12 protein-coding genes are annotated in these 12,873 nt (G+C 35.9%); 1 reads left to right on the top strand and 11 read right to left on the bottom strand.

The window, feature by feature from the left end; all coding sequences use genetic code 11:
• Window positions 1-60: 60 nt before the first annotated feature.
• Together EKG35_RS07560 and EKG35_RS07555 are read right to left on the bottom strand one after the other, a co-directional pair.
• Complete coding sequence (locus EKG35_RS07560) at window positions 61-1,362, bottom strand: ABC transporter substrate-binding protein (RefSeq protein WP_126293834.1); 1,302 nt, start codon at window positions 1,360-1,362, stop codon at window positions 61-63.
• Between the two features lie 203 nt (window positions 1,363-1,565).
• Window positions 1,566-2,165, bottom strand: coding sequence for a glycerol-3-phosphate responsive antiterminator (locus EKG35_RS07555; RefSeq protein ID WP_126293833.1), 600 nt, complete (start codon window positions 2,163-2,165; stop codon window positions 1,566-1,568).
• Between the two features lie 198 nt (window positions 2,166-2,363).
• On the opposite strand from EKG35_RS07555, the gene EKG35_RS07550 reads away from it, so the two are divergent.
• Window positions 2,364-3,203, top strand: a complete 840-nt coding sequence (locus EKG35_RS07550) for a metallophosphoesterase family protein (RefSeq protein WP_126293832.1) — start codon at window positions 2,364-2,366, stop codon at window positions 3,201-3,203.
• 439 nt (window positions 3,204-3,642) lie between these two features.
• Here the strand turns inward: EKG35_RS07550 and EKG35_RS07545 are convergent, their stop codons facing one another.
• From EKG35_RS07545 to rpsF, 9 genes are all read right to left on the bottom strand, one after another.
• Window positions 3,643-4,929 (bottom strand): adenylosuccinate synthase, encoded by a 1,287-nt coding sequence (locus EKG35_RS07545; RefSeq protein ID WP_126293831.1) that lies wholly within the window; start codon window positions 4,927-4,929, stop codon window positions 3,643-3,645.
• A 283-nt stretch (window positions 4,930-5,212) separates the two neighbouring features.
• The gene (dnaB, locus tag EKG35_RS07540) at window positions 5,213-6,571 is read right to left on the bottom strand and encodes a replicative DNA helicase (RefSeq protein ID WP_126293830.1); all 1,359 of its coding nucleotides are present in this window, start codon (window positions 6,569-6,571) and stop codon (window positions 5,213-5,215) included.
• 12 nt (window positions 6,572-6,583) lie between these two features.
• Window positions 6,584-7,033: a 50S ribosomal protein L9 gene (gene rplI, locus EKG35_RS07535; RefSeq protein ID WP_126293829.1), complete on the bottom strand. Its 450-nt coding sequence runs from the start codon at window positions 7,031-7,033 to the stop codon at window positions 6,584-6,586.
• The gene (locus tag EKG35_RS07530; protein ID WP_126293828.1) at window positions 7,030-9,003 is read right to left on the bottom strand and encodes a DHH family phosphoesterase; all 1,974 of its coding nucleotides are present in this window, start codon (window positions 9,001-9,003) and stop codon (window positions 7,030-7,032) included. The genes rplI and EKG35_RS07530 overlap by 4 nt, the downstream gene beginning before the upstream one ends.
• Window positions 9,004-9,015: 12 nt before the next feature.
• Window positions 9,016-9,957 (bottom strand): YybS family protein, encoded by a 942-nt coding sequence (locus tag EKG35_RS07525; RefSeq protein WP_126293827.1) that lies wholly within the window; start codon window positions 9,955-9,957, stop codon window positions 9,016-9,018.
• Between the two features lie 349 nt (window positions 9,958-10,306).
• Window positions 10,307-10,960, bottom strand: a complete 654-nt coding sequence (locus EKG35_RS07520) for a hypothetical protein (protein WP_126293826.1) — start codon at window positions 10,958-10,960, stop codon at window positions 10,307-10,309.
• 385 nt (window positions 10,961-11,345) lie between these two features.
• On the bottom strand, window positions 11,346-11,582 hold the full coding sequence (gene rpsR / locus EKG35_RS07515) for a 30S ribosomal protein S18 (protein ID WP_016838914.1): 237 nt from the start codon (window positions 11,580-11,582) through the stop codon (window positions 11,346-11,348).
• 201 nt (window positions 11,583-11,783) lie between these two features.
• Window positions 11,784-12,347 carry a single-stranded DNA-binding protein gene (gene ssb, locus EKG35_RS07510; protein ID WP_126293825.1) on the bottom strand — a complete coding sequence of 188 codons (564 nt, stop codon included), beginning with the start codon at window positions 12,345-12,347 and terminating at the stop codon, window positions 11,784-11,786.
• Window positions 12,348-12,386: 39 nt separating this feature from the next.
• Complete coding sequence (gene rpsF / locus EKG35_RS07505; protein WP_126293824.1) at window positions 12,387-12,674, bottom strand: 30S ribosomal protein S6; 288 nt, start codon at window positions 12,672-12,674, stop codon at window positions 12,387-12,389.
• Window positions 12,675-12,873 lie beyond the last annotated feature (199 nt).

Here is a 12,873-nt window from a genome sequence, read left to right as displayed (position 1 = left end):
GCATTCTAGTCAATGAAGGTAGACTACTAGAACACCCTTCCTCCTCTTTACAGGTATTATCTATTGTAAGAGTGAATTGATCTGCTCTTGTGTTTGCTTTAGACCTTCTTCAACAGTGATTGAGCCACTTAATACTTGGTCCCTCATATCAATTAACATTTGTTCTGCTTGAAGACCTGCATCTCCTGGGAAAGAAGTCCACGGTACAACGACATCCATTTGATCGATTGCTGCTTGCATCATTTCATTTTCTTCTAGGAATTGTTTCAAGCCGTTTTCTGCATCAGCCACACCTTCACGAGGTGGAACATATCCTGTACCTTCAGTCCATTTTGCAATAGACTCGACACTATATAAGTATTTCATGAATTCCCAAGCAGCCTTTTGTTGTTCTTCTCCTTTTGCAGTGATAGCTAGCATTGCTCCACCTGCTGGAAGCTTTACTTGTTTACCTTCCCAAGCTGGCGATTTTACAGTAGCTACATCAAATTTAGCGTTGTTTTGTACATTTGAGCGTTGTGCGATTGTTGTATACAACATCGCTACATTGCCATCAATAAAGCTTTGAACTCCTTGATCCCATCCGATATGTAAAGCTGATTTTGAGGCTACTAAGTCTGCCCATAATGAATATGCCTGAATTCCTTCTTCTGATGCGAAAGTAGCTTTACCGTTTGTAATCATTTGAGCACCGTTTGATTCAAGAAGTGCTTGTGTTGCCCAGTTGTCCGCAGGTTCTTGTATATACAGCCCATATTTACCCGTTTTTTCTTTTACTGCTTCGGCGAAAGTTTTTAATTCTTCCCAAGTTTTTGGACCGTTCTCATCTAAGCCCGCCTCACGTAATAAATCTTTATTAAGATATAAAACTGGTGTACTTAATGAGTAGGGGATTCCAACTTGTTTACCTTCGTTATTAACCGCCAAATCTAAAATATTTGGTAAAAAGTTATCTGTTAAAAATGTTTTATCATCCGGAAAATGCTGATCGATAATTGTTTGTGGTTCTGTGTATTCAAATGTATTAGAAAAATAATCTAAAAACGCCCATCCTACTTGTACTACAGCAGGTGATGTTCCCGCTGCTGCCTCTGCTTGTAAATTTTGCATTAGCCCTTTGTACATATCAGGATTGTATTTCGCCACAACTTCAACAGTTTCACTTTGTTCATTAAAGCTGGAAACTAGTTCCTCAACTGTTTTACCACCCTGTGTTTCAGCATTAACATGCCAATATTCAATGACTGTTTTTCCTTCTGAATTTGTTGCTGCTTCAGATGATGATTCTTCCTTTTCTCCTGTACAAGCTGCTAAGCCGGTCACCAAAAGCAAAAGAAACATTAATGAATAAACTTTTTTCATATTTTCAACTCCTCCTATTTATTAGACAAATAGAATAAAACTAATTAAAAAAACCTCAAACAATCCTTGAAGATTCAAAGTCTTCAAAGAATATTTGAGGTTTCTCTTAGTTCAAACCAAAGTTTCTATCTACTTGTCTTTTTTAAATTATCATCTAATTATTAAGGCGATATTGTGTTTTTATTAATGTTTGTTTATCTTTGTTAATTTAAATTCACATTCTCTCTCCAAACTTTATTGTTTGAAGTGCTAACAGCAATTGCCCCTGCATTAAGACTTTTTTTCATATCATCTGTTGAGTGAATAAGACCCCCTGTTATGATTGGTATCTCTATCCTACTAGTTAATTCAGAAATAATGTGATATAGGGGCGAAGGCATAATTTCAATTATATCTGGCCGATGTTCTTTTAAATTCAAAGTATTCTCAAATACTTCTGTATCAATCATAAAGACTCTTTGAATTGCCATTAAACCATGTGTCTGTGCTTTTTTTATTAAGTTTGGCTTCGTCGTAATAATTCCTACAGGTTTTACGATGCTTGAAATAAATTCAACCCCTTCATTATTTAATGCTAGTCCCCCTACTTTTTCGATATGAATAAAAACTGGCAACCCTTTATTCTGTATAGCGTCTACGTATCTTTTTATGTTCGAAATATTCCCCATTAAAAGAAATGCAGCTGCTAAATCATCTGCATAATCTAATACAATATCAAAGTCCTTCATACATTTAATAGCAGCAATCTTATTCTTTTTTTTTATTCTTTCTACTACCTGTAATTTTTTAAAATCTTTATTCATTAAATAATAGCTCCTCCTTTGTTTCAAAAGTTCTTATAGCAATCATACAGCTTTGACCACCCTTGCTAATTGAATCCTTAATATTTTTACAGTTAATTTACAGTAGATTAATACGTTAACAATAAAGAAACACCGCCTTTATTCCTTCACAATATTCAACCCTTAGCCTAGTAATAATAAGTTTAAAGGAGGGGCATTATGAAGATTGCAGTTTTCGGAGATTTACATTATCCAACTATTAAAGAGAGCTATGATCAAATAGAGACAGAAAGATCTATATTTTTCTCTGGATACTTAGAGTCATTTTTTAATCTTGAGGTAGATTTGTATGTTTCAATAGGTGATTTAACAAATTATGGTGTGGAGGATGAGCTGAAGGAGATTTATGATATTATTCATAAATTTAATAAACCTTTTATTCATGTCATTGGAAATCACGATTGTTACGGGTTGCCAAAGAATGAAATGCTTAAAATTACGAAACAGAAGAGATATCATGCAATTCATAATGAGGATGCATCTTTAATATTTTTAGATACTGCAAAAGATCAAGATTTTGAAGATTGGGGTGGGACATTAGAGGAAACACAGTTACAGTGGTTAGATAAACAATTGGAACTTGCTAAAACAAATCCAGTCCTAGTATTTGCACACCATCCTGTTTATGAAACAACATCGAACTCTGAAAAAAAGGGTCTAAGTGTTGATCCAAATATTCCATTAAAGGATATTTTAAATAAAAAACAAGGTGTGAACATTTATATAAATGGCCATAATCACTATAATTCAATTGTTCAACAAGGCAATTGGACATATGTTCAACTCTCAGCAGTCATGGATGAAATCGGTGCACGTATTATTGAAATTTCAGAACAACAAATAGAAATTAAAGAAATTACATTATCCAATGAAATTTTAAAAAGTGCTGCTAATAAAGTGGGGACAGCTATTGATCATTTTGAATTATCTCCTCATCAAATTGGAGTAGAAAAAGATCGTAATGTTACATTATTAACAAATGAAAAAGTCAAAGCATAACTAAAAGGAGAGCAGTAATTTTATTTTGTCCTTTAATTTGGAAGGAATAATTCTAATATTAACAAAAAGAATTCGCTTCACTTCTGTATACTAGTGACCTGTCTGTCATTTATCACAGTTGTGTTGCGAATTCTTTTTTATGATTTAATTTAAATACTTTATGAAGTTTGCACCTGTCGCTTTGCTTTCGGTGCAGAACTACCTTGTTTGCACCTGTCGCTTTGCTTTCGGTGCAGAACTACCTTGTTTGCACCTGTCGCTTTGCTTTCGGTGCAGAACGAATATTGTTAATCCCAAATTGGATTATTCATTCTCTTGTTTGCACCTGCCGCTTCGCTTTCGGTGCAGAACTACCTTGTTTGCACCTGTCGCTTTGCTTTCGGTGCAGAACTACCTTGTTTGCACCTGCCGCTTCGCTTTCGGTGCAGAACGAATATTGTTAATCCCAAATTGGATTAACAATGTTCGTTTGCTCACGAGCTGGGCCTACTGAGAATGTCATTAGGTTGATGCCAGTTAGCTCTACTACTCGTTCTACATATTTACGAGCATTTTCAGGAAGTTCTTCTAATGTACGAACACCTGTCACATCTTCTGTCCAACCTGGAAGTTCTTCGTATACTGGTTCACAAGCTTCAATTACATTTAAGCTTGCAGGGTATTCCGTGATGATTTCACCGTTATATTTATAAGCAGTACAAATTTTCACAGTATCTAAGCCAGTTAATACGTCGATTGAGTTAAGTGCTAAATCTGTAATACCACTTACACGACGAGAATGGCGAACTACTACTGAATCGAACCAACCAACACGGCGTGGACGTCCTGTTGTTGTACCATATTCACGACCTACTTCACGAATATGGTGGCCAGTTTCATCAAATAATTCAGTTGGGAATGGACCGTCACCAACGCGAGAAGTATATGCTTTACATACCCCAACTACACGGGAAACGTGAGAAGGACCAATACCTGTACCAGTTGTAACACCACCAGCTACAGGGTTTGAAGATGTAACAAATGGATACGTACCATGGTCAACATCTAACATAACACCTTGTGCACCTTCAAACAATACACGACCACCTTCATCTAGTACGTCGTTTAATACTTTTGAAGTATCCGTTACGTATTTCGCAATTTCTTGTCCATAGCCGTAATATTCTTCAAAGATATCTTCGAATTTTAAACCTTCTACTTCATAAAATTTTTCAAAAAGACGATTTTTCTTTTCTAAGTTTTCACGAAGTTTTTGTTCAAAGATTTCACGATCAAGTAAATCTGCTACTCGAATACCTATACGAGCAATTTTGTCTTGATAACATGGACCAATACCTTTGCAAGTAGTACCGATTTTGTTATCGCCGCGAGCCGCTTCATCTACTTTATCTTGATAGATGTGATAAGGAAGAATTACTTGCGCACGGTTTGAAATACGTAAATTAGAAGTATCAATACCGCGTTCTTGCAATCCTTTTAGTTCAGTTACTAATGATTTTGGATTGATTACCATTCCATTGCCCATAACTGAAGTTTTTTCTTTATAAAAAATACCTGATGGAATTAAATGCAATTTGTAAGTTTCATCGCCAATTTTAATTGTATGACCAGCGTTATCTCCGCCGGAAAAACGAGCGATTATATCTGCTTTTTTAGATAGGAAGTCCGTAATTTTTCCTTTACCTTCGTCTCCCCATTGTGTCCCCACAACTACAACTGATGTCATATCAGCACCTCCGCTAGACGCGTTTACGTCCTTTATCCCATATTCACGATCAGTAAAATTCCCACTTAAAAAACATTAACTGTTCGGAAATACTCGATTAGTTAAACTAACAACCATTTGGTAAACAACGATTGAAGTTTTACTTTATCAAACAGAATAATTGTAACAGTGATAGCTAGTATAAGTCAATGAAGAAAAGCAAAAAACACGAACAAATAATTCCAACATAGAATTATTGTTCGTGTTCTGAAAATAGTTTTATAGTGTTATAAAGTTAAGCCTATTAAACTGGTACTGGCTGTTGATGCTGCGACCAGTCGATATTAATAAACTTATTAAACTCCTTTTTAAATGCAAGTGTAACTGTACCTGTTGGGCCGTTACGCTGCTTTGCAATAATGATTTCAATCATGTTTTTGTTTTCCGACTCTTTATCGTAGTAGTCATCACGATATAAGAATGCTACGATATCGGCGTCTTGCTCAATACTTCCCGATTCACGAATATCACTCATCATTGGGCGCTTATCTTGTCGTTGCTCTACACCACGAGATAGCTGTGATAGTGCGATAACAGGCACCTTTAATTCACGAGCAAGAGCTTTTAATGAACGAGAAATCTCGGAAACTTCCTGCTGACGGTTTTCACCGCTTTTGCCGCTTCCTTGAATTAATTGCAAGTAATCGATTAGTATCATACCTAATCCATGTTCCTGAGCCAGACGACGACATTTTGCACGAATTTCGCTTATACGCAACCCAGGTGTATCATCAATATATATACCTGAATTTGATAGGCTTCCCATCGCCATCGTTAGCTTACCCCAGTCCTCCGAAGTCAGAGCACCTGTACGCAGCACCTGAGCATCAATATTACCTTCCGCACAAAGGAGACGCATTACAAGCTGCTCTGCACCCATTTCGAGAGAAAATATTGCAACGTTTTCGCGAGCTTTTACCGCAACACTTTGTGCAATATTCAATGCAAATGCGGTTTTACCAACGGATGGTCTGGCAGCCACAATAATTAAATCATTACGTTGAAATCCTGCTGTCATACGGTCTAAATCATGGAAACCAGTTGGAATTCCTGTTACATCTCCATCACGGAATTGGAGCTGTTCAATATTATCGTACGTTTGAACGAGTACATCTTTGACATGTTTGAAGTCACCGGCATTTTTACGGCTAGCGACCTCCATCACTTTCTTTTCAGCATCCGCTAAAAGCGCTTCTACCTCATCTTCACGAGTATAGCCATCTTCTACTATCTTTGTTGCTGTACGAATTAAGCGGCGTAAAAGAGCTTTTTCTTCAACGATTTTAGCGTAGTAAGCAATATTTGCAGCAGTCGGGACGGCATTTGCAAGTTCTGTTAAGTAAGAAAGCCCCCCAACATCTTCAAGTTCCTTTTTTACTGAAAGTTCTTCTGTAACAGTGACAACATCTATCGCTTTACCTTGATCACTTAAATCGAGCATCGTTTGGAAAATTTTCTGATGAGCAATTCGGTAAAAATCCTCAGGTATTAAAATTTCTGATGCTGTTATTAAGGCTTGTGGTTCAAGGAATATCGCACCGATAACCGATTGCTCTGCTTCATGATTATGCGGTGGAACGCGGTCTAAAACGCCTTCGTTCATAGAGTTCTCTCCTTACGCTTCTTCCGTAACGTGTACCTTTAATGTTGCTTTTACTTCATGGTGAAGTTTTACGGGTACATTAGTAACGCCTAAAGAGCGTATACCTTCGTTACAATCCATTTTACGTTTATCTATTTTAATTCCAAAATCTTTTTGAAGTGCTTCTGCAATTTGCTTAGTTGATACTGAGCCGAATAGGCGGCCGCCTTCACCTGATTTCGCTTTAATTTCTACTGTAATATTTTCAAGCTTTTCTTTTAAATCTTTAGCTGCTTGTAATTCAGCAGCAGCATTTTTAGCTTCTAATTTCTTTTGTCCTTCTAATTGGCTAAGTGCTTGATTTGTTGCTTCAACTGCATAACCATTTTTTATTAAAAAGTTTTGTGCATAACCGTCTGCAACGTTTTTAACTTCTCCCTTTTTCCCTTTACCTTTTACATCTTTTAAAAATACTACTTTCATTCCTCATTACTCCCTTCAAGCGTTTCAAGAATTGCTTTTCTTAAATAAAGCACCGCTTCTTCTATTGTATCTGCTTTTATTTGACAAGCTGCATTTGTTAAATGCCCTCCGCCGCCAAGGTTTTCCATGACAAGCTGGACGTTAATATCCCCTAGAGATCGGGCACTAATTCCGATCAATCCATCTGAACGATGTGCAATGACAAAAGAAGCCGAAACATCCTTCATCGTTAATAAAATATCTGCTGTTTGTGCAATTAAAACAGAGTCATATTGTTTGTTATCCCCGCCATACGCTACTGCAATGCCTGGGTAGACAAACTCAACTGTTTGTATTATTTTAGAACGTTCAATATACGTATCTATATCTTCTTTCAATAACTGTTGAACTAAAATTGTATCTGCACCATATGTTCTTAAATAGGAAGCAGCTTCAAACGTTCTTGCACCTGTTCGAAGTGTAAAGCTTTTTGTATCTACAATAATACCTGATAAAAGCGCAGTCGCTTCAAGCTTTGATAATTTTTCATCTTCAGGCTGATACTCTAAAAGCTCTGTAACTAACTCGGCTGTAGACGAAGCATAGGGCTCCATATAAACCAACGTTGGGTTTTGAACGAATTCCTCTCCGCGTCTATGATGGTCAATCACAACGACGATTTCTGATCTTTTTAGCAAACGATCATCTATTACAAGACTCGGTTTATGTGTATCAACAATTACTACTAAAGATTTATCCGTCATTAATGAAAGTGCTTCATCTGGCGTTATAAAGTAATTATAAAAGTCCGAGTTCTTTTCAATTTCATTCATTAGACGACTAACACTGCCATTTAGTTCGTCAAAATTTAAAACAACATAGCCTTCTACTTTATTTTTTAGAGCCATTTTACGTACACCAATGGCAGCCCCAATGGCATCCATATCAGGATTTTTATGACCCATAATGAATACTTGATCACTTTCATTAATTAAATCCTGCAGTGCATGTGAAATTACCCTCGCACGTACCCGAGTACGTTTTTCAACTGGATTTGTTTTGCCGCCATAAAACTTTAATTTCCCATTCGGTTGTTTAATAGCAACTTGGTCTCCACCGCGTCCTAAAACTAAATCTAAACTCGATTGCGCCAATTCCCCTAGTTTTATTAAAGAAGAGGAGCCGGTACCCACACCTATACTTAATGTTAGTGACAAGTTTTTTTGAGCTGTTTTTTCACGAATATCATCTAAAATGGAGAATTTTTTCTTTTCAAGTTCACTTAAAATGGATTCATTTAAAACAGCTAAAAATCGGTCAGATGAAATCCGCTTTGCAAAAATTCCATGTGCAAAAGCCCACTCATTGATAATTGAAGTAACAATTGTATTCGTTAAACTTCTTGCTTGATCATCCATGCCTTGTGTTAATTCATCATAATTATCAATAAATAAAATCGCAATAACTGTTCGATCTGCGTAATATTTCGATTCAATTTTTAGTTGCTCAGTTACATCAAAGAAATAAAGCAGTTTTTCTTCCTGTTTATAAACAACTTTAAATTGACGATCACCAATTGAAACCGTCTTTTCACGCTTTTCTTCTGATTTTGTAAGGCTGTATAGATCTTCTGAAATAATAAACATTTCTTGGCCAATCAATGTCTCTTCATCAAGGATTTGGGACATATATGGATTTGCCCACTCAATAACAAATTTGTCATTCACGAGCAAAATTCCGATTGGCATTTCTAATAGGGCTTCTGCTCCTACTTTCTTCATTCGGAATGAGAGCGATTCTATATGTTTTTCTGTGTCTTGAAAGGTAATTTTCTCAATTCTCCACGCATATACTAACCCGATGGCAATGACGACCGCATAGGCCGCTCCAAACCAAAAATTCCAAAAGAACAATAGTATGGAACCTATTAAACCAATCACCGTTAGATACATAAGAGGATGTCGTATGAGTCGCTTCCTATAAGTATCCATTTTATCAGCTCCCTACTTCTGAATCTTTCCTTTGACAAATGAACGAATGTCAAAACCTAAGTCCAATATTCCTATTAATACATAAAAGGAATATAGTGGAATTGCCATAATGGCTGCCAATACCTTTAAAAATTTAGGTGAACCGAAAGCATCAAGGGCAAAATGAACAAAAGATACTCCTTGAATTGTTAAAAGCACCCATAATATTAGAGAAAAATTCAAAACTATGACATATAAAGGTGTACCAGTTTCAGGGCCAATAAATAAATTGATTGCTAATACAATTAGGTAATACCATAATATTGCTCGAGGCAATCGGGTATTTTTAAATGAACGAAATTTCGGTACATTAATTCCTAACCGTTTTAACAACGGCAAATTAATTGAAATAATAATAAACGCAAAGAAGAATGCCCCCATTGTAATAGAAGCCGGTAAAGAAGCCTCCATCATATCAAACATTGCCTCCAGCGTAACCGGATCAATGGGTGTTTGGCCAGTTAAACTTTGTGATAGCTCTATGGACTTTGAATAACTTTCACGCATGAGCTGCATTGATTCTTGTATAAAATCTGTTTCGAATAACTTTATTGAAATAACATATTGTAAAGCAAAAGTAATTAGTACAGTTATACCTGAAGACATAAATAAAAATACTTTGCTTTTCTTTAAACGAAGTACGTCGCCTATTACAACCCCAACTGATGCAAAAATAAGTGAAAACGGTAAAATTACTAAACCTCCAAAAAAGAGGGAGACTATACATCCTACAATTGCTACTAATATAGAAGAACTACGATCATACTTAGCGCTGTACCATGCAATTGGTAGTGGAGCAAAAACAGTAGCAATGACACTGATTATTGGTACATAAAAGGCGATTGCAATAAATATCGCAAATAATGCAATCATCATTGCGCCATGAGCAAGCCTTCTTGTTTGATTATTCGGCATCTATAACCTTCCTTTTGCTATTAAAAAAATCTTTTTTCATTCGTTTATTGTACCATTTTTTTAGTCATTGGACAAAAGCGGATAGGGATAAATGATTAGTTCCCACATTAACAATAAAATACCAGTTTTATTTTAACTGGCTTTGCAAGCACGTCTTTTTATAGATAATGAAGATAACTACAGCATTCATAGCTATAAAAAAATCGACAAAATCTAATTAGAATTTTGTCGATTTTTTGATTATATTCATTTCCACTCTGTTTTAGTAGAAATTTTTAACCTTATTTTATCTTCGGCTTTGAATATAGACTTCAAGAAAAGTAACCCCTCTGTGTTAACCACTAAGAATCTAAAGGGATTTTAAATAAGGTATTAAATCATCTACCTCAGTAAATGTTTTTTGGTATACATCTGGGATAATAATTATATTACCTAGATAATCAAAGGATAATGATTTAATAATGAATCCCTCATTTTCTAATGCATGAATTAAATTAATTATTTTTTGTAATTCTTCGGTCTTATTCTCTGAGTCTAAGGAATAACCTAACCCAACTGACACATTCCAATAAGCGACATCGCGATTATTATTTAAAGTATCTAGTTGGAATACTTCTTCTTGAAGAAGATAAATATCGCTATAAAACGATGACATGTCATGAAAATGTTGTTTTACAATAGGTTTAAGATATTTTTCTCCTGCTTCTGACCAATATTCAATGGAATAAGCATCCTCTATTGTTTTACCATCGGGCGTTATTTCAATATGAAATGAAACACTTGTAGATTTTGCTGTAGCCATTGTATGATACACGTTTTTATTTACAATTTGATAATGAAGTGTTCCTAAAGAAAAATCATCTTTATAACGATTTTCTAAATACTGAACCATTTCATCTTTTAATTCGTGATGCTTCCAAGGTAATCCGAAAAACAAATATATTCCTATTACAATTACAGTAGTAGAAAACAATATTGAGAAAAATAATAATATTTTCTTCAAATTAAAAAGCCCCTTTAGAACATTAGAAGATTTTATTTAATGAAAATACGTATAGCTAGTGTTCCACTAATGCTTTGAACAAAAAGCTTATTGTATGTGGACTTACAACGATTAGCATTTTATAAGGCTGTTACATAATGTTGTATAGAGTCATCAAGCTATTACTGTTTCTTGCAAATTCTACATTTTCTAATGCCCTTAAACAGGAGAAATTAGCCTAACCAGTTCCACCCGAAATAGTTATTGTTTATAAAAAATACAGTATCGGCTAGATTTTTAAATTTTATATATATGGCAAAGCAATTTAAAGTGCCTATTGTAGGAATCCTATAAAAAAAGCACAACAAAGTTTGATTAAACCTTGTTGTGCTTTAATTTAGATATCTTATTTATCTTCAGCTACGAATGGAAGTAGTGCCATGATGCGAGCACGTTTAATAGCTGTAGTTAATTTACGTTGGTATTTTGCACTTGTACCAGTTACGCGACGTGGTAAAATTTTACCGCGTTCAGAAATGAACTTTTTAAGTAAATCTACATCTTTGTAGTCGATGTGCGTAATGTTGTTAGAAGTGAAGTAGCAAACTTTACGGCGTTTGCGGCCTCCGCGACGTTGTGCCATTTCGATATCCTCCTTTATTATTTTTTAAGTTTCCTGTCTTGCTTCGAGCGTTTGACGACCAAGTGCACGAAGCTTTTTTAATGTCTAGCTAGCGGCTAGGCTCTCGCATCGCTTCAACTCCTCCAGCGAAGGCAAAAAGCGCCTTCTAGTCGGAGTTTCCAACGTGTCTCGAGCCTTAACGAACCGCTTCCGCTTTTCCATTTAGAACGGTAAGTCGTCCTCAGAAACTTCGATTGGACCTTTGCTTGATGCAAAAGGATCCTCATCTACACGTGTATAATTTTGCTGATTTCCAGAAGGTTGACTTTGTGGATATGAAGCAAAAGGATCTTGACCCTGGTTACCAAATTGTTGGTTTGGTTGGCTTGTGTTATATGTAGGTTGGTTGCCCCCATATGATTGCCCTCCATACTGTTGATTTGGCATATTTGCTCCGCCACCAGCGTTTCGCGGCTCTAAAAATTGTACAGAATCCGCTACAACGTCTGTTGTGTAAACACGTTTTCCATCCTGACCCTCGTAGCTGCCTGTTTGAATGCGGCCTTCAACACCAATCAAACTTCCTTTTCTCATAAAGTTTGCTAAGTTTTCGGCTTGTTTTCTCCAAGCGATACATCCGATAAAATCAGCTTCGCGCTCACCAGATTGGTTCGAAAATGCTCTATTTACAGCGACTGTAAAGCGAGTCATCGGAACTCCACTTGGTGTATAACGAAGTTCTGGATCCTTCGTAAGTCTTCCAACTAATACGACATGGTTTATCACAATTACAACCTCCTTTTTCAGCGTTTTAGTTAGTTTTTATTATGCTTCTTCACGAATAGCGATGTGACGAATGATGTCTTCGCTGATGTTTGCTAGACGAGTAAATTCGTTGATAGCTTCTGAACCAGCGTTAGCTTTCACGATTTGGTAGTAACCTTCGCGGAAGTCGTTGATTTCATAAGCTAAGCGGCGTTTACCCCACTCTTTAGCTTCGATGATTTCAGCGCCGTTTGAAGTTAATACTTCGTTGAAGCGTTCAACTAATGCTTTTTTCGCTTCATCTTCAATGTTTGGGCGAACAATGTACATTAATTCATACTTTGTCATCTATTTTGCACCTCCTTATGGACTTTGGCTCTCTTTAAATAGAGAGCAAGGAGCAAGTAATACTATACTCACATCGTAGAATTGTATCATATAATTAAACTAGATGCAATAAGAAAAGCGCAAGCGTCCCACTTTCTCTCCTCTAGTAATTAGTGCTTTTACTTTCTATAATCTTCTGATAGTTTTATACTTTAAAAGA

It is taken from the genome of Lysinibacillus telephonicus (genome assembly GCF_003966145.1).
In the GTDB taxonomy this organism is placed as follows: Bacteria; Bacillota; Bacilli; order Bacillales_A; family Planococcaceae; genus Ureibacillus; species Ureibacillus telephonicus.
The sequence above is the reverse complement of the archived record's forward strand: the minus strand, read 5'-3'. Positions and strand labels throughout refer to the sequence as shown.